The sequence below is a fragment of the Nostocoides sp. genome (assembly GCF_035343835.1).
GTDB lineage: Bacteria > Actinomycetota > Actinomycetes > Actinomycetales > Dermatophilaceae > Nostocoides_A > Nostocoides_A vanveenii.
Genome location: NZ_DAOQZV010000023.1, coordinates 1 through 22,567, shown reverse-complemented (window position 1 = coordinate 22,567; position 22,567 = coordinate 1). Strand labels below are relative to the sequence as shown.

Annotated in this window: 19 protein-coding genes and 1 tRNA gene; 13 read left to right on the top strand and 7 right to left on the bottom strand. The window is 68.6% G+C overall.

Annotated elements, in window-relative coordinates:
* Positions 1–139 precede the first annotated feature (139 nt).
* The 3 genes from PKH97_RS03275 to PKH97_RS03265 are packed head-to-tail and all read right to left on the bottom strand — an operon-like array spanning position 140 to position 2,405.
* A complete protein-coding gene (locus tag PKH97_RS03275) occupies positions 140–1,123 on the bottom strand; it encodes an NADPH:quinone oxidoreductase family protein (RefSeq protein WP_324385973.1) in 984 nt (327 codons plus the stop codon).
* Positions 1,120–1,908: an SDR family oxidoreductase gene (locus tag PKH97_RS03270; protein WP_324385972.1), complete on the bottom strand. Its 789-nt coding sequence runs from the start codon at positions 1,906–1,908 to the stop codon at positions 1,120–1,122. Before PKH97_RS03270 ends, PKH97_RS03275 begins: the two co-directional genes overlap by 4 nt.
* On the bottom strand, positions 1,908–2,405 hold the full coding sequence (locus PKH97_RS03265) for a YajQ family cyclic di-GMP-binding protein (RefSeq protein WP_324385971.1): 498 nt from the start codon (positions 2,403–2,405) through the stop codon (positions 1,908–1,910). The genes PKH97_RS03270 and PKH97_RS03265 overlap by 1 nt, the downstream gene beginning before the upstream one ends.
* 78 nt (positions 2,406–2,483) lie before the next feature.
* Between PKH97_RS03265 and PKH97_RS03260 the strand changes: the two genes are divergently transcribed.
* Positions 2,484–2,564 (top strand) — tRNA-Tyr (locus PKH97_RS03260).
* Between the two features lie 129 nt (positions 2,565–2,693).
* Here the strand turns inward: PKH97_RS03260 and PKH97_RS03255 are convergent.
* The gene (locus PKH97_RS03255) at positions 2,694–3,371 is read right to left on the bottom strand and encodes a GPP34 family phosphoprotein (protein ID WP_324385970.1); all 678 of its coding nucleotides are present in this window, start codon (positions 3,369–3,371) and stop codon (positions 2,694–2,696) included.
* A 116-nt stretch (positions 3,372–3,487) separates the two neighbouring features.
* Between PKH97_RS03255 and PKH97_RS03250 the strand changes: the two genes are divergently transcribed.
* Both PKH97_RS03250 and PKH97_RS03245 read left to right on the top strand, forming a co-directional pair.
* Entirely contained in the window at positions 3,488–3,652 is a 165-nt protein-coding gene (locus tag PKH97_RS03250; RefSeq protein WP_324385969.1) for a hypothetical protein, read from the top strand.
* Positions 3,653–3,701: 49 nt separating this feature from the next.
* Positions 3,702–4,739, top strand: a complete 1,038-nt coding sequence (locus tag PKH97_RS03245) for a zinc-dependent alcohol dehydrogenase family protein (protein ID WP_324385968.1) — start codon at positions 3,702–3,704, stop codon at positions 4,737–4,739.
* An 833-nt stretch (positions 4,740–5,572) separates the two neighbouring features.
* On the opposite strand, the gene PKH97_RS03240 is transcribed toward PKH97_RS03245, so the two are convergent.
* Positions 5,573–5,860, bottom strand: coding sequence for a hypothetical protein (locus tag PKH97_RS03240; RefSeq protein ID WP_324385967.1), 288 nt, complete (start codon positions 5,858–5,860; stop codon positions 5,573–5,575).
* Between the two features lie 295 nt (positions 5,861–6,155).
* Between PKH97_RS03240 and PKH97_RS03235 the strand changes: the two genes are divergently transcribed.
* Genes PKH97_RS03235 through PKH97_RS03225 form a run of 3 tightly spaced genes read left to right on the top strand, consistent with a single transcriptional unit; the run spans position 6,156 to position 6,923 of the window.
* Entirely contained in the window at positions 6,156–6,581 is a 426-nt protein-coding gene (locus PKH97_RS03235; RefSeq protein ID WP_324385966.1) for a hypothetical protein, read from the top strand.
* Positions 6,574–6,738: a hypothetical protein gene (locus tag PKH97_RS03230; protein ID WP_324385965.1), complete on the top strand. Its 165-nt coding sequence runs from the start codon at positions 6,574–6,576 to the stop codon at positions 6,736–6,738. The genes PKH97_RS03235 and PKH97_RS03230 overlap by 8 nt, the downstream gene beginning before the upstream one ends.
* A complete protein-coding gene (locus PKH97_RS03225) occupies positions 6,735–6,923 on the top strand; it encodes a hypothetical protein (RefSeq protein WP_324385964.1) in 189 nt (62 codons plus the stop codon). The genes PKH97_RS03230 and PKH97_RS03225 overlap by 4 nt, the downstream gene beginning before the upstream one ends.
* Here the strand turns inward: PKH97_RS03225 and PKH97_RS03220 are convergent, their stop codons facing one another.
* Both PKH97_RS03220 and PKH97_RS03215 read right to left on the bottom strand, forming a co-directional pair.
* Positions 6,924–7,958, bottom strand: a complete 1,035-nt coding sequence (locus PKH97_RS03220) for an SPFH domain-containing protein (RefSeq protein ID WP_324385963.1) — start codon at positions 7,956–7,958, stop codon at positions 6,924–6,926.
* Positions 7,959–8,141: 183 nt separating this feature from the next.
* Positions 8,142–9,833 carry an AMP-binding protein gene (locus tag PKH97_RS03215; RefSeq protein ID WP_324385962.1) on the bottom strand — a complete coding sequence of 564 codons (1,692 nt, stop codon included), beginning with the start codon at positions 9,831–9,833 and terminating at the stop codon, positions 8,142–8,144.
* A 179-nt stretch (positions 9,834–10,012) separates the two neighbouring features.
* Here PKH97_RS03215 and PKH97_RS03210 point away from each other — a divergent pair, with 179 nt between their 5' ends.
* From PKH97_RS03210 to PKH97_RS03180, 7 genes are all read left to right on the top strand, one after another.
* Positions 10,013–10,900, top strand: coding sequence for a MoxR family ATPase (locus PKH97_RS03210; RefSeq protein ID WP_324385961.1), 888 nt, complete (start codon positions 10,013–10,015; stop codon positions 10,898–10,900).
* Positions 10,897–12,015, top strand: a complete 1,119-nt coding sequence (locus PKH97_RS03205) for a VWA domain-containing protein (RefSeq protein WP_324385960.1) — start codon at positions 10,897–10,899, stop codon at positions 12,013–12,015. Before PKH97_RS03210 ends, PKH97_RS03205 begins: the two co-directional genes overlap by 4 nt.
* Positions 12,008–13,153, top strand: a complete 1,146-nt coding sequence (locus PKH97_RS03200; RefSeq protein WP_324385959.1) for an XdhC/CoxI family protein — start codon at positions 12,008–12,010, stop codon at positions 13,151–13,153. Before PKH97_RS03205 ends, PKH97_RS03200 begins: the two co-directional genes overlap by 8 nt.
* Before the next feature lie 88 nt (positions 13,154–13,241).
* Complete coding sequence (locus PKH97_RS03195) at positions 13,242–18,746, top strand: carboxyl transferase domain-containing protein (RefSeq protein WP_324385958.1); 5,505 nt, start codon at positions 13,242–13,244, stop codon at positions 18,744–18,746.
* 107 nt (positions 18,747–18,853) lie between these two features.
* A complete protein-coding gene (locus PKH97_RS03190; RefSeq protein WP_324385957.1) occupies positions 18,854–19,318 on the top strand; it encodes a (2Fe-2S)-binding protein in 465 nt (154 codons plus the stop codon).
* Position 19,319: 1 nt separating this feature from the next.
* Complete coding sequence (locus tag PKH97_RS03185) at positions 19,320–21,848, top strand: xanthine dehydrogenase family protein molybdopterin-binding subunit (protein WP_324385956.1); 2,529 nt, start codon at positions 19,320–19,322, stop codon at positions 21,846–21,848.
* On the top strand, positions 21,845–22,567 hold a 723-nt coding region (locus PKH97_RS03180), incomplete at its 3' end, for an FAD binding domain-containing protein (protein ID WP_324385955.1). The genes PKH97_RS03185 and PKH97_RS03180, both read left to right, overlap by 4 nt.

Genomic DNA, 22,567 nt, shown 5'->3' with positions numbered 1-22,567 from the left:
TCAGCCCCGTCGAGGGGCCGGTTCAGCCCCGTCGAGGGGCCGGTTCAGCCCCGTCTGGGTCCCACACTCTGCGTGGGCGCGGCCGATCCGGCCTCGCGGAATCCCAGCCGTCCGGAGAACAGCCGGTCGCGCCGGGCGATCAGGGCACGACGACGATCCGGCCGATGCTCTCGCCGTCGCCAACCGCCGTCACCGCTGCGGGCGCCTCGTCCAGCCCGACCTTGCGACCCACGAGCGGCGTGATCGCTCCGGCGCTGACTAGCTTGGTCAACTCGACATGACAAGCGGCGACGGCGGCCGGGTCGAGGGCGTTGTAGAGGCCCCAGTGCAGACCGAGGATCGAATAGTTCTTGATCAACGCGTGATTCAGGCCGGGCGCCGGGACGACGCCGCTGGCGAAGCCGACGACGACGATCCGACCCTCGAACGCGATCGTCTTGGCCGAGACGTCATAGGCCGTTCCGCCCACCGGGTCGTAGACGACGTGGACGCCGCGTCCGTCGGTGGCCGCCTTGATCGCTGGGATCAGGTCGTCCGCGGTCCGGTCCAGCACCACATCGCACCCGAGTTCCGCTGCGACAGCGGCCTTTTCGGAGCAACCCACGATGCCGATCACCCGCGCGCCCGCGGCCTTGCCCAGCTGCACCGCGGCACTGCCGACCCCGCCGGCTGCAGCGTGCACGAGGAGCGTCTCGCCCGGTTGCAGGTGGGCGCGCCGGTGCAGGCCGAACCAGCCGGTTTGATAGGCGATGTGCAGCCCGGATGCGGCCGCGTCGTCGAGCCCGGTGGGTGCTGGCTGCGCCAGTGCCGCATTCATCAGGGCTTCCTCGGCGAAGGCCCCGGCCGGCAGGTCTGCCGTGCCGACGAGCCGATCCCCGACGGCGTAGCGCGCGACGCCGTCCCCGACAGCCAGGACCTCACCGCACAACTCCACCCCGGGCGTGTAGGGATAGGGCGGCTGCACTTGGTACTGGCCGCGGGCCATCATCACGTCGGGGTAATTGACCGCTGCGGCAAGGACTTTCACGCGCACTTGCCCGTGTCCGGGTGCCGGCGAGTCCACTTCGTCGAGTCGGTAGACATCGGCCGCGTCACCGGCCCGGTCGATCCGCCATGCCCTCATGTGTTCTGCTCCTTGAGTTGGTCGAATCCGGCCTGCAAACGGCGCATGCCGCGCAGCCACGCATCGGTGTCGGATGCCCGCCGCCGATAGAACTCCGCGACCTGTGCGTGAGGCAGGATCAGGAAGGGATCGTCCTGCATCGCCTCCCAGACCAACTCGGCCACCGCCTCCGGGGTCAGCGCGCCCTGGGCCGACAACAGGTCGCGCAACTCGCCCGCCTGGTCGAGCATCGCGGTCTGCACGCCCTGCGGGCAGAGGGCTTGGACGACGATTCCCTTGTCCCCGTAGGTGATCGAGAGCCATTCGGCGAAGGCAACCGCCGCGTGCTTGGACACCGAATACGGTGCAGCGCCGATCATCGACAACAGACCAGCCGCGCTGGCCGTGACGACGAAACGCCCGTGCCCCCGCTCCACCCAGGCGGGCATGAGCAGCCGCGCCGCCCGCACGTGCGCCATGACGTTGACGTCGAGGGTCTGCGCCCACACCTCGTCCGGCGTCTCGAGGCCGGCCCCGCCGATGACCCCCGCGTTGGCGAAGTAGGCGTCGATCTCGCCCAGATGCGCCGTCGCCTCTTCGATGACCCGCTCCACGCCGTATGCCGTGGCGGCGTCCGCGGGTACGGCATACGTCCCGAGGCGGTCGGCGATCGCCGCGAGACCGGACTCGTCGCGGTCCGTGGTGACAACGCGGGCGCCTTCGGCCACGAGCTTCGCCGCGAGCGCGGCGCCGATGCCACCCGCGGCGCCGGTGACGACGGCGCGCAGCGGGGCGTCTGCTGCCATCAGCGGTAGTTGGTGAAGGTCAGCGCCACGTCGAGGTCGCTGTGTTCGCGCAGCAGACGCTGGATCGCCTGCAGGTCGTCACGGGACTTGCTGGAGACGCGTAGCTCGTCGCCGTGGATCTGGGACTTGACGCCCTTGGGGCCCTCGTCGCGGATGATCTTGTTGATCTTCTTGGCGTTCTCGGCGCTGATGCCTTCCTTGAGGGAAACGTCGAGCTTGTATTCCTTACCCGACAGGCGCGGGCCAGCCTCGGGCACGTCCAAGTGCTTCAACGAGACGCCGCGCTTGATCAGCCAGGTCTGGACGACATCGAGGATCGCCTTGACGCGCTCCTCCGAGTTCGCCTGCATCTTGATGACCTCGCCGACGAGCTCGACGGACGCGCCGACATTCTTGAAGTCATAGCGGTTGCCGACCTCCTTGGCCGCGGTATTGACCGCATTCGCGACCTCCTGCTTGTCGAACTTGCTGACGACATCCATGCTGGCGTCGGCCATGGCGGCACCTCTTCCTAGGTCGCGGGATCTGCAGTTTCGCGCTGGGGCGATCGGCTTGCTATCCTTCCATGCGCACCCGGCAGGTTGTCCGAGCGGCCAATGGAAGCGGACTGTAAATCCGTCGCGAAAGCTACGAAGGTTCGAATCCTTCACCTGCCACCCTGTGCACGAATGGCCCTTGGCCTGCGGAAACGTCGGTCAAGGGCCATTCGCGTCGATGGTCGGCGCGCCAGGGTTATGCGCAGAGCGCCGCGGCTGACTACTGCCCTGGCAACCGGCAGGCGTGGATCACGCCCCGCCGGCTGCCGCAGCGCTCGCCCCGGCGGACGCGATGACCTGCTCGATCGCCGCCTTGACCGCGGTGCTGGTGATCTCCTGCTTGGCGATCCGCTTCGCCGCCCGCTTGGCGGCCTTGGGATCGGTCTCCGGAGAAAGCACCTTGGTCAAGGTCCGCGTGGCCAGCAGCATCGCGATCAGGATGGCCGTCCGCTGATCCGTCGAGGCGCCCAGGAGAGCCGCATTGACGCGGGCCCGAACCTCGGCCTCGGGTCCAGGGTCGCGCTCCGGGTAGTGCTCCACGGGAAAGATGCCGAGCGCCTTGTGTCGTTCCTGGCCGAGGATGCCAGCAGCGACGAGCCGGCCGGCCACGAGGTCGATGAAGTGCTTGCCGGTCTTGCCGTTCGCCCAACGCTGGACGATCGAGTTGGCGCTCTTGCCGGCCCGCTTCTGGACCTCGAGCAAGGCCTCATCGAGAATCCGGTCCTCGGTCGTACGATCCAGCAGGACGGTGACCCTGTCCCGCTCCCGCCAGCCAAGGTCGTGCGGCGCGATCGCGATCCGTTCGCGCACAACAAGTTCCACGAGGAGAGCACCGGGGATGGCCGCGCGCATCTGCAGACTGCCGGTCTTCGCCTTGCCGGTGCGCTCGTCGTGGGCGAGCAGAAAGAATTCCTCGGCGATCAACATAGGGGGACCGTATTTCCGCTGCGTCACCGGCGCCAGCGAACGCTCAGGATTCGACCGGCCGGGTATCACCGCCGCGGCCGCTGCCTCTGTTGTCGCAACCGACCCGAGGGGGAGCCATGTGGGATCTCACTGCACAGAACGCCGTTCATCTCAGCCACGACCGGCCCTGCCTCGACTGCGGCCACGCCGAGCACACCTACCTGCCGTGCGATGCGGAGTGTGGGTGCGAGCGCTCGCCGGTCCCGGGCTACTACCCGGAGTCGGAGTTGGCCGTCGCCTGATTCGGACGCTTCTTGCGCATCGACGCCCTTGCCGGCCAGGGTGGTTCGCATGCGCGCCGTCGTCTATGAACAAGCCAATGTCGTCGTCGTCCGGGACTATGCCGACCCCGAACCTGGCCCGGGCGAGGTGCTGCTGCGGCCGGTCCTGACGGGGGTGTGCGGCACCGACCACCACCTCCTTGCCGGGGGCTTCATGGCGACTTATCCGCTCATCCCGGGCCACGAGATCGTTGCCGAGGTCGTCGCGCACGGCCCCGAGGTCGACCCCGCGAGCGCCGCGCGCGTCGCACCCGGCTCTCTCGTCGCCGTCGACAACGCGGACGTCTGCCGTTCGTGCGAGTACTGCCGCCGCGGCCGGCCGCTGTATTGCCGCAACTTCCGTTCGCTCGGATGCAATGCGCCGGGCGGGTTCGCCGAACTGATGGTGGCACCGGCCCGGAGGTGCTTCGCTCTGGCCGGGATCGGCCCAGAAGTCGCCGTGCTGACCGAGCCACTGGCCTGCGCGATGCATGGCGCCGACATGCTCGCGCTCACGCCGGGTTCGGACGTGCTCGTGCTCGGCGCGGGGCCCACCGGGATGCTGCTCGCCCAACTGCTCCTGCACGGCGGGGCAGCGCGGATCACCGTCGCCGCGCCGAGTCCGCACAAACTCGAGCTGGCTGGGGCCTTCGGTGCCGACGAGACAGTGCTGCTGCCGAGGGCGGGTCAGGACGCGGCATACGGGAAGCTGAAAGCATTGGCGCCCAGCGGTTTCGATGTCGTCGTCGAGGCCACGGGAGCCCCCGACGTCCTGTCGCGGTGCACCGGACTTGTGGGCATGGGCGGCACGGTGATGGTCTACGGGATGGCGGACGCCGATGCGATGGTGCCCTTCTCGCCCTACGACATTTTCGCGAGGGAACTGACGATCAAGGGGTCGTTCGCGCAGATCGACTGCTTCGACCGGGCGATCCTCGCGCTGCAGACCGGGCGGGTGCGCACCGAGGGCATCGTGACCCACAGCTTCGGCCTCGGTGACTTCGAGCAGGCCCTGGGGGCAACCCGGCTACCCGGCGCCGTCAAGGCCGTCGTCGACCCCCAGCGCTGACTCCTACTCTGCGCGACCCTCCATCCCGCCGCGCCGGGCATCAGTCCCAGAGCGCAGCCAATGCAGTGCCTGCCCAAGGCCAGGCGATGCGTTCTTTTGTTCCAGCCGAACTGCTGGGCCGAGGACGTCTTCGACCAGGTCGTCATAGAGTGCGCCCTCGGCGCCCGTCAGGTGCGCGAGGCGCGCGCGGGTCGGTGTGGGCTCACGACCCCACCGCTCTCGATGTTCGAGGAGGGTCGCGCGATCCATCAGGATCGACCCGGTCTGCGGGACCAGGCCGCGAAGGAGGCTGAGCGTGGCGAAGCCTTGGGTGTCGAGATCGCCCCAGAGCCAGACGACCGGGGCCGTCGCGGACCCACGGGATCCGGCCGAGGCGGCCGACGGAGTAGCCCGCGCCCCAGATCACCACCGATTCCGGAGGGATCGGCGCGCTGAGATAGGTGACTTCGTTCTCGATGACGAGCACCCTCTGGACGCTGACGCGCAATCGCGTGGTCTCCTCAGCACGCAGGCCGATCTCGCTGACGCCGTCGAGGCCGGCGAAACCCTCGGCGACCCGCATTCGGATCGGTGGCCGTGGTTCGGCAAAGCCATAACGGGGCGCAAAGCCGGCCGCCCGGGAATGCGTGGCGTCGATTCGAGCGGCCGGTAGGAGCGCGGAAAGGAGGTCGCGGTGGGGTGGCGACAAACTTGGTGTCGACGCCAGGGGCCTCGATCTCCCTGAGGTAGCGATGTTGACCCGCATTCGCGCGCAACCAGCAGACGGCGGTCAGCACCTCTGTCCAACTCGCCTCGGCTGCCAGGGCACGCAGCGGGTGGTCGATGACCCAGGGCTAGAGGTCCCGCATCTCGGCGCGGGTTTCGGCCAGTAGCCCCTCCGCCCGCGACCTGCGCGACCACTCCCAGCAACACCCACGCCTGCTCCGAGCGGGCCACGACCGCTCGGCTAACGCGATCACAATGACGGGGGCCAGGTCGTGGCGGCTGCCCTGGCGGGAGCGGGCATCGGGGATGGTGGACAGCACCTCCCACACGGCGACCGGAACCTCCATCCCGGGATGGACATCGTGGTCGGTCAGGGCGTTGGCGGTCGGGATGAACGAGGATACGGGTGCGGGCACGAGCGTCTCCGTTCGGAACGCAATGGACGTCAAGCACCCACCACGATCCACGGCCGCTCGTGCCCGCCAAGTTGTACATCCGGTTTGTCACATCACTATGCAGGCACGCCGCACACCTGGAAATGAATCAGCCTTGGCCGGCCCATGGTGATCCGCGCCGGTGCGCCCCCCCGGAGTCAGCGCATTCCCGTTGGCTGCGCAGCCCGGATTCGACGAGTCCCTCTATTAAGGGACTTCTCCCGCGAGAAACTTCCGTTCTACCGTTGAGCGAAGCGTCAAGCGAAAGGAGTAGCGTATGGCAGCCAAGCACAAGAATCAGCACGCGGGCCTCAAGGTCCGGACTTCTGTTCCGGCGGGTTCGGTCGCTGAAATGGCCAGGTCGACCGGCGAGTTGGTCAAATCCTCCATCCCCGGTCGACCGTTTGTCCGATTCGAAGGGTCGGCGCCTGGGCGCCTGCTGTTCTCGGTCCGGAGTATGGGTGGGCACATGGAACTGATGTCCTTCCATCTCGATGTGCGAGAAGCTGAAGGCGCCTCGCACGCGGAGACCGGGATCGATGGGTTCAAGACCACCCAGTCGACCGTCATGTTCATCCCGGTAGGGCCGAAGACCCTGGTCGGGTACCCCGAATACAAGCGCTTCAACGCGAAACTGCTCGAAGGGCTCCGCGCCCAGGACCCGAGCGCGTCGGGAACCTTTGTCGAGCGTCCCAATGGGTGAGGCCCTTGGTTACATCGTCGTCGTGGCGCTCGTCATTCTCGGGGTGGTCGGCACCTTGGCCTTCTGGTCGGATGGCAGTTTCAAGAAGGATCGGCCCGAGCCGAGTATGGATGCCTTCTACGCCGAAAAGAACGACCAGGGCGGGCCGAGAGCGTGACGACATCACCGCGAAAGTCCGCTCCGCTTCCTGCCGTTCTCTTCTTTGTCGGCGCGGCAATCTTTGTGGGCTGCCTCGTCAAACTGGCACTGGGCTTCTACACCTCGGACCTGGCTTGGATCATCCCCGTCCTGCTGCTCGGTGCCGCTCTGGCCGCCCTTGGCCAAAAGCTCGGCGACCGCTGACTACGGGGTCGACGGACTGGGGGCGACGACCGAGCCGCCATAGGTCGGCTGGTAGGGGTTGAGACCGTTCTGGATCGCCAGCCAGTTGTTGTATTCCTTCGCGCTGCCGAAGGGCTTCATCTGGGCGGCCTTGATCTCCGCCTCCAGGCGCGCGATGCGGGCCTCGGCCTCCTTCTGCGCGACCTGGGCGTCCGCCGCAGCTTCTGCGGCCTTGGCGTCCGCAACGGCGCGAGCCTCGGTGGTCTCGGCGTCCGCGACCGCCTTCGCCTTGGCGGCCGCAGCCTGCGCCCGTCCGGCCTCCTCGTCGGCGAGCGCCTGCACCAGCGCCTCCGACGGCGTCGGCTGCTGGATGAGCGCGGAGAAGCCCTGGAAGAACTCGTCCTCGCCCGGCATCTTCTGCTGGATGAGCGTCGCCAGCTGTTCGTTGACGGTCCGGTTCATCTCGTCCTTGATGGTCGGGTCCGCGTAGAGCTCCTTCCATGTGTACTTCTTGGCCACCCGGTCCAGCGTCGCGTCCAGCGCCGGCGCGAAGTAGAGGTCGAGCATCCGCTGCCAGCCGTCGTTGGTCTCGGACCACTCGTCCGAGGTGGTGTAGAACGCGTGGTAGCGGTTGCCGATCGCGTCGTGGAATCGGGTCAGCACGGTGCAGTTGACGTTGAGCGTGAACTCCACCGAGCCGGGCACCTCCAAAGTCTGGAAGTCCTTCGAGACCACCGAGAAGGCCGAGTGATCGGCTCCCTCACCACCGGTGAAGTTGTAGGTGCGCTGCGACGCGGGGTACCAGAAGTACTTGTCGCCCGGCCGGCGCAGCTCGCGGGAGTTCGCGGCCACGCAGCCCTTGGAGTTCGGGGCCTCGATGATCCCGCCGCCCTTGTGAACCGCGACCTCGTCGGCCGGCGACGCGACGGTGCGCACCAGCCGGGTCATGCTGATCAGCACGGCCAACGCCACACCGACCACGATGACGGCCTTGACCAGCCCCCCGACGCCGCTCAGCCGGCCCTTCGACGTGCTCGATCCCGTGTTTGTTGCCATGCCTGATACCCCTCCGAAATGTCCGTATGCCGTGGCCTCCCGCCGCGGCGCCGCGCCGGACTCGCTCCGGACCGGATGCGGCCCAAAGATCTCCAGCGCGTTGGCGGCCGAGACCGACTCGGCCGCAGGTGCGACGAGTCTGCCAGGTCGTTCGGTTCCGTCCGGCCTCGGCCGATCAGCGGGTCAGGCCTTGAGTTCGGGGAACATCTCCTCGCGCCACTCGCCGTCGATCGCCGTCGCGGCGTCCTCCTCGCGCTGGCGCAACTCCACGCGGCGGATTTTGCCCGAGACCGTCTTGGGCAAGTCCGAGAACTCCAGGCGCCGGATGCGCTGGAAGGGCGCCAGGTGCTCGCGGCAGTACGTCATGATCGACAGCGCGGTCTCGCGGGTGGGTTCGTGCCCGGCGACGAGCACGACATACGCCTTGGGGACGGCCAGCCGCACCGGGTCGGGCGCCGGCACCACGGCGGCCTCGGCCACCGCGGGGTGCTCGATCAGCACCGACTCCAACTCGAACGGGCTGATCTTGTAGTCGCTCGCTTTGAAGACGTCATCGGTCCGACCCACATAGGTGATGTAGCCGTCCGCGTCCATTGCCGCGATATCGCCCGTGTGGTAGTAGCCGCCGGCCATGGCGGCGGAGTTGCGCAACTCATCGCCCTGATAGCCGGTCATCAGCCCCAGCGGTCGGTCCTCGAGGGCGAGGCAGATCTCGCCCTCGCCGGTCGTCGGCTCATTGCTCAGCGGGTCGACCAGGACCACGGGCATGCCGGGCAGTGGGCGACCCATCGACCCTGGTTTGACCAACGATCCGGGCGTATTGCCGATCTGGGCGGTGGTCTCGGTCTGGCCGTAGCCGTCGCGCAGGGTCAGTCCCCAGTGCTTCTCGACCTGGGCGATGATCTCGGGGTTGAGCGGCTCGCCCGCCCCGATGACCTCCCGCAGATTGCCCGGCCCGCCCGAGAGATCGGCGTTGATGAGCATCCGCCACACCGTCGGCGGGGCGCAGAAGGACGTCACGTGCTCGGTCCGCAACTGCTCCAGCAAGGCGGCCGGATCGAAGCGCGAATAGTTGTAGACGAAGATCGTCGCCTCGGCGATCCACGGCGCGAAGAAGAGCGACCAGGCGTGCTTGGCCCAGCCCGGGCTGGAGATGTTGAGGTGCACGTCGCCGGGCCGCAACCCCAGCCAGTACATCGTCGACATATGCCCGAGCGGATAGCTCTGCTGCGTGTGCTCCACCAGCTTCGGCCGGCTCGTCGTGCCGCTGGTGAAGTAGAGCAGCAGCCGATCCGTGGGGACCGTGCCCGGGTGCGCGGCCGGCTCCGCCGCCTGCTCGTATGCCGTGCAGAGGTTCTCCCAGCCGCTCACCTCGCCGACGCTGACCCGCAGATAGTCGCCGTCGATGCCGTCGAATTTGGCCGTGTCGGCGGGGTTGCAGACCACGACCTTGACCGCGCCGCGATCGAGGCGGTCGCGCAGGTCCGCCGGCCCGAGCGCCGTGGTCGTCGGCATGATGACCGCACCCCGCTTCATCACCCCGAGCATCACGCTCCACAGCTCGACCTGGTTGCCGAGCATCACGATCACCGAGTCGCCCTTGCCGACGCCATGACCGGCCAGCCACGCGGCTACCTGATCGGACTCCACCGCGAGTTGGTCGAAGCTGCGCTCGGTGCGGCTGCCGTCCTCCTCGACGATGATCAGCGCGGGCTTGTCAGTGCCGCGCGCGATGACGTCGAACCAATCGCTCGCCCAATTCCACGGCCCGCGAAGATTGGGCCAGGCGAAGTCACGGACGGCGGCGTCGCGATCCCCCCGGAGGGCGAGCAAAAGGTCACGTGCTGCGCGGTAGTCGGAAGTCGTCGTCGACATCGGACCTGCTTCCCGGGTCGGGTCGGTTCATCGTCACCCCCCCACTGTGCCAGCACCCGCCGACAAGCGCGTCGTGTGCTCCGACACAAGCACCACGGGCAGGCCCGGCAGGGGGCCATGCCAACAACCGCAAGCACCCGCGCAACCGCACCCGCCTCTGGGTGCGCAATGCTGGCCTCATGGAGCCGGCCACCTACCCAACCGACGCCGACGCGCTCGCGAAGACACTCGGGCATTCGGGCTATGTCTGCGACCGCGATCTGGCGACGGTCGCGTGGCTCGGACTGCGCCTGGGCCGCCCGCTGCTGCTCGAAGGTGAGCCTGGCACCGGTAAGACCGCGCTCGCCGAAGCTCTCGCCCACGCCTTGGACCTGCCGCTCATCCGGCTGCAGTGCTATGAGGGGATCGACGCGACCCAGGCCCTCTACGACTGGGACTTCGCCCGGCAGATCCTCCACCTTCGGGCGCTGGAATCCGTTGGCGGACAACAGAATCTCGACGACGTCGAGAGCGGCCTCTTCGACGCGCGCTATCTGCTCGAACGCCCTATTCTTCGGGCACTGCGCGCCGCCCCATGCGTCCTGCTGATCGACGAGATCGATCGCGCCGACGACGAGTTCGAGGCCTTCCTGCTGGAGGTGCTCTCGACTTGGCAGGTGACCATTCCCGAGCTCGGCACCATCGCAGCGAGCACTCCGCCTCTTGCGGTCCTGACCTCCAATCGCACGCGCGAGCTCCACGACGCCCTCAAGCGCCGCTGTCTCTATCACTGGATCGAGCACCCTTCGCTCGCAAGGGAACTCGCCATCCTGCACAGTCGCGCGCCCGAGATTGCCGACACCCTCGCGACTCAGGTCGTCACCGCGGTCCAGCAGATCCGCTACGAACCGGCCCTCGTCAAGCCCCCCGGCGTCGCCGAAACGCTCGACTGGGCCCGTGCGCTGCATACGCTCGGCGCCCGCGAACTCGACATGGAGACCGCCGCCGCCACGCTCGGCGCTGCCGTCAAATACCGCGAGGACGCGGAGCGCGTCCGAGCCGCCCTGGATCGGATCCTGGGCGGATGACTGCGGTGCCGGACAGCGCGGTGCACGCCCCGGAGGCGATCCTCCTCGGCTTTGCCCGGGCCCTACGCGCGGCCGGCGTTCCCGTCACGACTGATCGGGAACGCACTTTCCTCGACGCCGTCGCGGCCGTGGGCCTGAGCGACGAGCGCGGCGTCTATGTCGCGGGGCGGGCCACGCTGTGCGCTGCCCCGGACGACCTCGAGCGCTTCGACCAGGTGTACGCCGCGTGGTTCGGCGGCGAGATCGCAACCTGGCGCTCGCCCAACCGCCCCCGTCGACCGCGTGCCCAAGCGGGGCTGGAAGAGGGGGGCGACGGCGCGAGCGGTGACGGCGACGACGAGGCGCTGACCGCCTCCACGAGTCGCGTCGAGGTGCTTCGGCATCGCGATATCGCCACCCTGACGCAGCGCGAAAAGCGAGACCTGGCAGCGCTTTTCGCCGGCATCCCGGTGCGACAGCCGATGCGCGCCTCGCCCCGGCGACGCTCCGCACCACGCGGCCGGATTGACGCGCACGCCACCTTGCGCGACCAATTGCGCCGGATGGGCGAGCCCGGCCGCCTGCGTTGGCGACGCCGCACCCGCCGGCCGCGCCGCGTCGTCCTGCTCATCGATATCTCCGGCTCGATGAACCCGTATGCCGATTCCCTCCTGCGCCTGGCCCATCGCCTCGTGCACGGCCTCGCGCGCGTCGACGTCTTCACCCTCGGCACCCGCCTGACCCAGGTCACGCGCGCGCTCGCCACCCGCGATCCCGACCGGGCACTCATCGCCGCCGGCGAGGTGGTCCCGGACTGGTCGGGCGGGACCCGGCTCGGCGACAACCTCGCGGTCTTCCTCGACCGGTGGGGACGACGCGGCCTGGCCCGAGGCGCGATCGTCGTCGTCTTCAGCGACGGCTGGGAGCGCGATGCCCCCGGCACACTCGGTGAACAAATGCGTCGCCTGCGTGCGCTCGCCCATCGGGTGATCTGGGTCAACCCGCATCGCGGCAAGGCGGGCTACGCTCCCGTGCAAGCCGGTATGGCTGCCGCCCTGCCGCACGTGGACGACTTCCTCGCCGGCCATTCGCTCGCAACCTTCACGCGGCTGACGGAGGTGATCGCTCATGCGTGACGTGCTGGACGACTTGCGCGCGCGGTGGGAGATGGGGGAGAAGGTCGGCCTGGCCACGGTTGTCGCCACCTTCCGTTCGGCACCCCGCGCGCCGGGTGCGGCCATGCTCGTCGGCCCAGACGACGCCGTCGTCGGTTCGGTCTCCGGCGGGTGTGTCGAGGGCGCGGTCTACGAGCTCGCCAAGACCGTGGTCGAGACGGATTCGCCTGTGCTGCAACGCTATGGGGTGTCCGACGACGACGCCTTCGCGGTGGGACTGACGTGTGGCGGCATCCTCGACATCTTCGTCGAAGCCGTCTCGCAAGAGACCTTCCCCGAGCTCGGCGAGGTCGCCGACGCCATCACCGCGGGCGAGCCGATCGCCGTCGCGACCATCGTCGCCCACCCGCAACCCGAGCGCATCGGACGTCGCGTCCTGGTCCGCCCCGCGGATGGGAGCGGCCAGGAGGAGGGGAGCGAACGGCATACGGGACTGTGGTCGGCACGCGCCGACGATGCGGTCCGTGAGGACGCGCGCGGCCTGCTCGCCGCCGGCCGCAGTGACACCCTCGAATACGGCCCCGACGGCGAGCGGCGCGGCGAGGGCATGCGGGTCTTCGTCAACTCCTTCGCTCCCAAGCCGCGGATGTTCGTCTTCGGCGCCATCGACTTCGCGGCGGCGGTGGCGCGGATCGGCTCCTTCCTCGGCTACGCCGTCACGGTGTGCGACGCGCGGCCGATCTTCGCCACTCACAGCCGCTTCCCCGAGGCCGACGAGGTGATCGTCGATTGGCCGCACCGCTATCTCGCCGAGCAGGTCGCCGCGGGCGCGGTCGATCCTCGCAGTGTCGTCTGCGTGCTCACCCACGACCCGAAGTTCGATGTCCCCGTCCTCGAGCTGGCGCTGCGCCTGGACCTGGCGTATGTCGGTGCGATGGGGTCGAGGCGCACCCACGACGACCGCTTGGCGCGGCTACGCGAGGCCGGACTGACCGACGCCGAGCTGGCCCACCTCTCCAGCCCGATCGGCCTCGACCTCGGCGCCCGGACGCCGGAGGAGACCGCGGTCAGCATCGCCGCGGAGATCATCGCCCTGCGGTGGGGGGGCGCCGGCGAGCGACTGCAAGGCACCGCGGGACCCATCCACCACGCCGGCTGAGCGGCCCGCTCCCGAGCGGCGCGTGATCGCGCACCGGTGTGAGCCACGCCACTAGGGTGGGGTGACTCATGCACGGAAAGGGAGGCGAATGTTCGCACGCATTGCCGTGGTCAATCGAGGTGAGGCCGCCATGCGCCTCATTCACGCCGTTCGCGATCTGAATGCTGCAGCCCCGGACGGGCCGCCGATCCAGGTCATCGCGCTGCATACGGACAGTGAGAAGACGGCGATGTTCGTCCGTGAGGCCGATGTCGCCTACAACCTCGGCCCGGCCAGTGCGCGCCCCTATCTCGACTATGCGGTCCTGGAGAAGGCCCTGACAGAGACCCGCGCCGACGCCGCCTGGGTCGGCTGGGGCTTCGTCGCCGAGGACCCGAACTTCGCCGAACTCTGCGCCCGCATCAGCGTCACCTTCGTCGGCCCCAGCCCGGAGGCGATGCGTAAGCTCGGCGACAAGATCGGCTCCAAACTGATCGCCGAAGAGGTCGGTGTGCCCGTCGCCCCGTGGAGTCGTGGCGGCGTCGACACGCTCGAGGAGGCGACCGCGGCCGCGGCCCAGATCGGCTATCCGCTGATGCTCAAGGCGACCGCCGGGGGTGGTGGTCGCGGCATCCGGAAGGTCACCACTGACGACGAGCTCGCCGCCGCCTATCAACTGACCCGCGATGAGGCGCAGCGCGCTTTCGGCTCCGGCATCGTCTTCCTGGAGAAGTTGGTCACCGGTGCCCGGCACGTCGAGGTCCAGGTCATCGCCGACGGGCAGGGCACCGCGTGGGCGATCGGCGTTCGCGACTGCTCGGTTCAACGACGCAATCAGAAGGTCATCGAGGAGTCCTCCTCGGTCGTGATGACCCCCGAGCAGGCGACCGTCCTGAAGGAGAGCGCCGAGCGCCTCGCCATCGCCGTCGGGTATGCCGGAGCGGGCACCGTCGAGTTCCTCTTCCAACCCGCCGACGGCACCTTCGCTTTCCTCGAGGTCAACACCCGCCTGCAGGTCGAGCACCCGATCACCGAGGTCACCACCGACACCGACTTGGTCAAGCTGCAGTTGCACGTCGCCTCCGGTGGGCGCCTGCTTGGCGATAAGCCACAGGAGCGCGGGCACGCCGTCGAAGCGCGCCTAAATGCCGAGGACCCCGACCGGGACTTCGCCCCTGCACCCGGGCGCATCGCGCATCTCGACTTCCCTTCGGGGCCTGGGATCAGGGTGGATACCGGTGTCGCAGAAGGAGATTCGATCCCCGCGGACTTCGACTCGATGATTGCCAAGATCATCGCGTATGGCCGTGATCGCACCGAGGCGCTCGCCCGCCTGCGTCGCGCCATGGGGGAGACGACTGTGGTCATCGAGGGCGGCGCCACCAACAAGAGCTTCGTGCTCGACCTGCTCGACCAGCCGGAGGTCATCGACGGATCCGCCGACACCGGGTGGATCGACCGCGTCCGCGGCGAGGGCCGGCTGGTGTCCGACGACCACTCGGCCATCGCTCTCGTTGCGGCTGGCATCGAGGCCTATGAGGATGCCGAGGAGGTCGAGCGGGCCCGCCTGCTCGCGACCGCCCACGGCGGCCGGCCTCAGGTCCAGCACGAGGTCGGGCGGCCCGTCGAGCTCAAACTGCGCGGCGCGGCCTACAAGGTCACGACCTACCGCCTCGGCCCGTCGACCTTCCGTGCCGTCCTGGAGAGCGCCACAGAGATCAAGACCGCGGAGGTCCAGATCACCCGCCTTGGGCCGTATGCCGCGCGCCTGACCGTCGGCGACCGCACGTATCGCGTCGTGACCGCGACATTCGGACCGGTCCACACCATCGAGGTCGACGGCGTCGCCCACCGGGTCAGCCGCGACGAGGGCGGCGTCATCCGCTCGCAGGCGCCCGCGCTGGTCGTCGCCACGCCGGTTGCCGTCGGTGCCGAGGTAGCCGCCGGCGCGCCGGTCCTTGTCGTGGAATCGATGAAGATGGAGACCGTCATCCCCGCGCCCTTCGCCGCGCGCGTCAAGGAGTTGATGGTCAGCACCGGCACCCAAGTCGAGACGGGTGCCCCGATGGCGCGCCTGGAACCTCTCGGCGACGGAAGCGCAGCGGAGGCGGCAACCGCCGCCGCCCCACTCGACCTGCCGGCCGCGGCGGGTGAGCAATCCGCGGAGGAGGTCATGGCATACGGGCGGACCCTGATGAACGGGATCCTGCTCGGCTACGACGTCGACGCCAAAGTGGGGGAGGGTGTCCTGCGGAGCTATCTGGCGGCACGCGAAACCCTTGTTGCGCAAGGACATTCGCCGATCGCCGACGAGTTGGGCCTGATGGCCGCGCTGGCGGACTTTGCGGAGCTGAGCCGCAACCGGCCGGCCGAAGAGGACAGGCACGAGGCCGAGCATGCGATCCATTCGCCCAGGGAGTTCTTCCACACCTATCTGCGCAGCCTCGACCCCGACCGGGGCGGCTTGCCGCAAGGTTTCCGCGACCGGCTCGCCCAGGTGCTGCGGCATTACGGCATCGATTCGCTGGACCGCACCCCCGACCTCGAGGGGGCGGTCTTCCGGGTCTTCCTCGCGCAGCAGCGCTCGGCCCCGGACGTCCGGATGGCCACGACGATGCTCCAGCGCTGGCTTCAGGAGCCGCCCCCCGAGGGCGACGTGGCCGACCGCTCGCGGGTGGTGCTCGATCGCGTCGTGCAGGCCACGCAACTGCGCTTCCCGCTCATCGGCGATCTCGCGCGCAGCGTGCGCTTCCGCTGGTTCGACCAACCCCGCGTCGACGCCGACCGGGCCAGCGTGCTCGACAGTGTCGGCCCCGAGTTGGCGGCCATCGACGCATTGCCCGACGGCCCAGAGCGCGCGGCCCGCCTCGAGGCGCTGGCCGATATCCCCGAGCGGATCGTCAGCTTCCTCGGTCGTCGCCTGCTCGACGGGACGCCCGAGACCGACCCGATGCTCTCGGTGCTCATCAGGCGGCATTATCGGGAGCACGAGTTACACGATCTGCGTGAATACACCTCGGCGGCAAGGGCATTCGCGAGTGCCGACTATTCGCTCGATGGCCGCCCGACGCACCTGATCACCACCGAGGGCCGCCTGGACGAGCTGACGCCCGACGGCCCGCTGACCACTGCCCTGACCGAGCAGATCGAGGCGGCCCGCGCGGCCAATGATCGCGATCAGGTTGTCGACCTCTATCTCGCTGCACCCGAGTTGCCCCGCGATGGTGACGCGGCGTCCGAGCAGCTGGCTGGCCGGCTCGCGGCGCTACCCTTCGTCTCTCACCTGCGCCGGATCGCCATCGGGATCGTGCGCGATGCCGACACCGAGGTCGGTTATGTCACTCTCCGCCCGCAGCCCGATGGCAGCCTCGTCGAGGACGACCCAGTCCGCGACGTCCACCCGATGGTCGGTCGCCGCCTCAACTTGTGGAGACTGCGCGACTTCAAACTGACCAGGCTCGATGCCCCCAAGGACGTCCTGCTGCTCCATTGCGTCGGCCGGGACAACCCGGCGGACCAACGACTGGTGGCCTTAGCGCAGGTGCGTCAGTTCTCCCTCGTCCGCGACGAGAGCGACAAGATCGTCGCGCTGCCGCACGTGGAGCGCGCTCTCGCCAACTGCCTCGAGGCGATCCGCCGCGCCCGGGCCGCACTCGCGACTCGCGAAAACCGCCTCGATATGAATCACGTCTGGATGCACGTCTGGCCCCCGGTGTCAGCCGACCTCGAGCAACTCACGGCGATGGAGACCAAGATCGCGCCCCTAACGGCGGGTGCCGGGATCGAGGAGGTCCGCATCGAAGGCCGCCTGACGGCCGCGGGCGCGCGCGTGGTGCCGATCGTCGTGCGCTTCGGGTATCAGCCAGGGTCCGGCGTCGACTACACCGTTGAGCCTGCCGCCACCACCAAGCTCGCTCCGCTCGATGCGTACGCCGAGAAGGTCGTCCGCGCGCGACGGCGCGGGATGGTCTACCCCTACGAATTGCACGCCTTCATCACCGGTCAGGGTGGCACGGTCACCGAGTACGACCTCGACGAGAGCGGCGCTCTCGTGCCGGTGGACCGGGCATACGGGCTCAATCGCGCGGGCATCATCTGCGCGCTCGTCTCGACGCCGACCGCCCTTCACCCCGACGGCGTCGCCCGCGTCGTGCTGGCCGGCGATCCGCTGAGGTCATTGGGCTCGATCGCCGAAGCGGAGTGCACCCGGATCATCGCCGCGCTCGATCTCGCCGAGGAGCTCGGCGTGCCCGTCGAGTGGTTCGCCTTGTCGGCGGGCGCCCGCATCGCGATGGACTCTGGCACCGAGAATATGGACTGGATCGCCAAGGCGCTCAAGCGGATCGTGGAGTTCACCCAGGACGGGCACGAGATCAACATCGTCGTTGCCGGGATCAACGTCGGGGCGCAACCGTATTGGAACGCCGAGGCGACCATGCTCATGCATACCAAGGGCATCCTGGTGATGACGCCGGAGAGTGCGATGGTGCTGACCGGCAAGCAGTCCCTGGACTTCTCCGGCGGCGTCAGCGCCGAGGACAACTTCGGCATCGGTGGCTTCGACCGGGTGATGGGCCCCAACGGTCAGGCGCAGTATTGGGCGCGCGACCTGGCGGGCGCGCTCGATGTCCTGCTGGAGCACTACGACGCGAGTTATGTCGCGCCGGGGGAGGAGGGGCCGAGGCATGCGCCCACGACCGACCCGGTCGATCGCGATGTCACCACCTATCCACACCGGCTCGACGGCAGCGACTTCACGACCGTCGGCGACATCTGGTCGGCGGCGACCAACCCGGACCGCAAGAAGGCCTTCGATATCCGCACCGTCATGCGCGCAGTCGCCGACGCCGACCACGACCTGCTCGAGCGTTGGGCGACGATGGCCGACGCCGAGACGGCGGTCGTCACCGACACCCGCCTCGGCGGCCATTCCGTCTGCCTGATCGGGATCGAATCCAAGTCCGTTCCGCGGCGCGGCTTTCCGCCCACCGACGGGCCCGACACCTACACCGCCGGCACCTTGTTCCCGCGCTCGTCGAAGAAGGTCGCCCGGGCGATCAATGCCGCGTCGGGCAACCGGCCAGTCGTTGTCCTGGCCAACCTCTCGGGCTTCGACGGCTCGCCGGACTCGATGCGCAACCTGCAGCTGGAGTACGGCGCGGAGATCGGCCGGGCCATCGTCAACTTCGACGGCCCGATCGTCTTCGTCGTCATCTCTCGCTATCACGGCGGCGCCTTCGTCGTCTTCTCCAAGGCGCTCAATCCCCGGATGACGGTGCTCGCCATCGAGGGGTCCTTCGCCTCGGTGATCGGTGGCGCGCCGGCGGCAGCCGTGGTCTTCGCTCGCGATGTCGACGCCCGGACCTCGGCCGACCCCCGGGTCAAGGATGCCGAGGCCGCCCTCGCTGCAGCCGGTGAGGACGAGGCCAGCCTGCGGGCCGCTGAGGCGGCGGACATCCGCTCGGCCGTGCGCGCCGAGATGGTCGGCACGGTGGCCTCGGAGTTCGATGCCGTGCACAATATCCACCGCGCTGTCGAGGTCGGATCCGTCGACGAAGTGATTGCGCCGCAGGAGTTGCGGCCCAAGATCATCGCCGCTCTCGACCTCGGCTGACCGGATGCGCGAGCCCGGAGTTTCCGGCGGTTCATAAGCCTTGTCACGACCCCTCCGATGGGCCAGGATCGAGCTACAGATCGCCGGCACAAGGGAGTGACCCCGCAATGACGCGCATTACCGTCACGGTGGACGGATCGACGTTCACCGACGATGTCGAACCCCGGACCTTGTTGGTCCACTATCTGCGTGAGACGCTCGGCAAGACCGGGACGGTGATCGGCTGTGACACCAGCAACTGCGGCGCCTGCACCGTCCACCTCGACGGCCGCAGCGTCAAGTCGTGCAATGTGCTTGCGGTGCAAGCCGATGGGCACGAGGTCACGACGATCGAGGGCCTGGCACAGAACGGTGAGTTGCACCCGATGCAGCGGGCCTTCCACGAGTGCCACGCCCTCCAGTGCGGCTATTGCACACCCGGCATGATCATGCAGGCCATCGACATCCTCAAGGACAACCCCGACCCGAGCGAGGACGAGATCCGCGCCGGCCTGGAGGGCAATCTGTGCCGGTGCACCGGCTACCACAACATCGTCAAGGCGGTCGCCGCGGCCGCGAAGGCTGGTGAGTGAGATGTCGGTGAGCCCGGACGCTCTGGTCGAGATCGCCGAGGAGGTCATCGACGGCGCGCCGCAGGATGACGGCGCCCGGCCCGAGATCGGCAACCGTCGGCTGCGCAAGGAAGATCAGCGCCTGATCACCGGCCGCACCCGGTGGACCGACAACATCATCCTGCCGGGGATGCTGCACCTGGCCATGGTCCGCAGCCCGCACGCGCACGCCAAGATCGTCTCGATCGACACCGATGCCGCCAAGGCCGCGACGAACGTTCTCGGCGTCTTCACCGCGGCCGACTTCCCCGAAGGCATGGGCGCGTGCGCCAACGCCTGGCCGATCACGCCCGAGCAGGTCACCCCGGACCACCTGCCCATGATCGGTGACCGGGTCGCCTGCGCCGGCGAGATCGTCGCCGCGGTGGTCGCCCGAAGTGCCGCCGCGGCACGCGATGCAGCCGAGCTCGTCGATGTCGAATACGACGAGCTGCCAGCGGTTTTCGACGCCCTGGAGGCGATGAAGGACGAGGTCCTCGCGCACCCCGACAAGGGCACCAACAAGTCCGCCTTCTGGCAGCTCGACTCGGCCAGCGCAGGCTCGGGCGGCGATGTCGAGGAGGCGATCGCCAAGGCCCGCGAGGACGGCATCGTCATCGAGCGCGAGTACCGCCAGCAGCGGCTGATCCCCGCATTCATGGAGCCGCGCTCCACCGTCGTCGATCCGACCGGCGAACAGATCACCATGTGGTCGGCGACTCAGGTCCCGCACATCCTGCGCTTCCTCATCGCGGCGACAACCGGCATACCGGAATCGAAGGTGCGCGTCATCGCCCCCGATGTGGGCGGCGGCTTCGGTGGCAAGCTGCAGACGACGCCCGAGGAGTTCATCACACTCGCGGTCGCTCGACGCCTGGGCAAGCCGGTCAAATACACCGAAACCCGTTCCGAGTCACTCGTTTCCGCCCACCACGGCCGCGACCAGTATCAGAAACTCACCCTCAGCGCGACCAAGGACGGCACCGTCACCGGGCTCAAGGTCGACCTGATCGCCAACCTCGGAGCGTATGTCGCGGTCGTCGGCGGCGGGGTGCCCGTCCTGGGCGCGTGGATGTTCAACGCGATCTACAAATTCCCGGCGTATCAGTTCAACTGCCAGACCGTGCTGACCAACACCACCTGGGTCGACGCCTACCGAGGCGCCGGCCGTCCCGAGGCGACCTTCGGGATCGAGCGGATGATGGACGAGCTCGCCGCCGAGGTGGGCGTGGATCCGCTGGAGATCCGCGAGAAGAACTGGATCAAGCACGAGGAGTTCCCATTCACGTCAGTTGCGGGGATGACCTACGACTCCGGCAACTACGAGGCAGCCACCGCACGCGCCAAGGAACTCTTCGGCTATGACGAGTTGCGCGCCGAGCAGGCCGCTCGCCGGGAGAGCAAGGATCCCGTGCAACTCGGGATCGGGGTCTCGACCTTCACCGAGATGTGCGGCCTGGCCCCCTCGCGGGTGCTCGGCTCGCTCAGCTATGGCGCAGGCGGATGGGAGAACGCGGCCATCCGCATGCTCCCGACCGGCAAGGTCGAGGTCATCACCGGCACCTCGCCGCACGGCCAGGGTCACGAGACGGCATGGAGCCAGATCGTCGCCGACCGGCTCGGCGTGCCCTTCGAGGATGTCGAAGTCCTGCACGGCGACACCCAGGTCGCCTACAAGGGCCTGGACACCTACGGCTCGCGCTCGCTGGTCGTGGGCGGCGAGGCAGTGGTCCGCGCGGCCGACAAGGTCATCGAGAAGGCCAAAGCCTTTGCGGCGCACCTGCTGGAAGCCAACCCGGACGACCTCGAGTTCGCCGGGGGGCGCTACACCGTCAAGGGCACCGACCAAGGCGTCGGCATCACCGACGTCGCTCTGGCGACCTTTGCCTCGCACAACTACCCCGATGGCCTGGAGCCCGGGATCGACGCGGAAGCCACCTTCGACCCCGACAACTTCTCCTTCCCGCACGGGACCCACCTGTGCGCGATGGAGGTCGACACCGAGACCGGCGAGACCCGGATGCGGACGTATGTTTGCGTCGACGACATCGGCAATGTCATCAATCCGCTCATCGTCGAAGGCCAGGTCCACGGCGGCCTCGTCCAGGGCATCGCGCAGGCGTTGTGGGAGGAAGCGATTTTCGACGACAACGGCACGCTGGTGACGGGGTCCTTCGTCGACTACACCTTGCCGACGGCGGCCGACACGATCTCCTTCGTCACTGAGAACACGACCTCACCGGCGACGTCGAACACCTTGGGCACCAAGGGCGTCGGCGAAGCCGGCACGATCGCCTCCACCCCGGCCGTCGTCAACGCGATCGTCGACGCCTTGCGCCCCTTGGGGATTCACGACATCCGTATGCCGTGCACCCCCGAGCGTGTCTGGCGCGCCATCGTCTCGGCCGGCTCCCACGACGGAGCAGCCGCCGACGCAGCCCAGCCCCATTTCCACGAAGATGCCCCGAGCAACGCCGATCCCGGCGCCACGGGTGAAGGGAGCGCGCAGTGATCCCCGCCGAGTTCGACTATGTGGCGCCGGAGACGGTCGCGGATGCCATTGCGGCATTGGCGGATTTGGACGATGCCAAGGTGATGGCCGGTGGCCAGTCGCTGCTGCCGATCCTGCGGATGCGGCTCAACGCGCCCGAGAAGATCGTCGACCTGGGCCGAATCGCCGAGTTGCGTGGCGTGCGCGACGACGGTGACGCGCTCGTCATCGGGGCGATGACGGCATACGTCGATCTGCTTGCCGACCCGCTGATCCGCGAGCACGCGGCCCTGCTGCACGCGGCGATCAGGGAGGTCGCCGACCCGCAGATCCGTCGCCGCGGCACCATCGGTGGGGCCCTCGTGCACGCCGACCCGGCGGGCGATGTGGGCGCGCCGGTCCTTGCGCTCGACGCGGAGATGGTGATCAGCGGCGCGGATGGTGAACGCACCGTGAGCGCCGCCGACTTCTTCGTCGACCTCTTCGAGACCGCGGTGCAGGAGGGCGAACTCCTCATCGCGATCCGGGTGCCGAAGCACACCGGGTGGGGCGCGGCATACGAGAAGTTCGTGCGGGTCGCGCACCAGTGGTCGATCGTCGCCGTCGGCGCCACCGTTCGGGTTACGGACGGCGTCATCGCCGAGGCGAAGATCGGGCTGACCAATATGGGCGCCACGCCGCTGCGCGCGCCGGCGGTCGAGGCCGCGCTGGTCGGGCAGCAGGCGAGTGCCGAGGCGGTC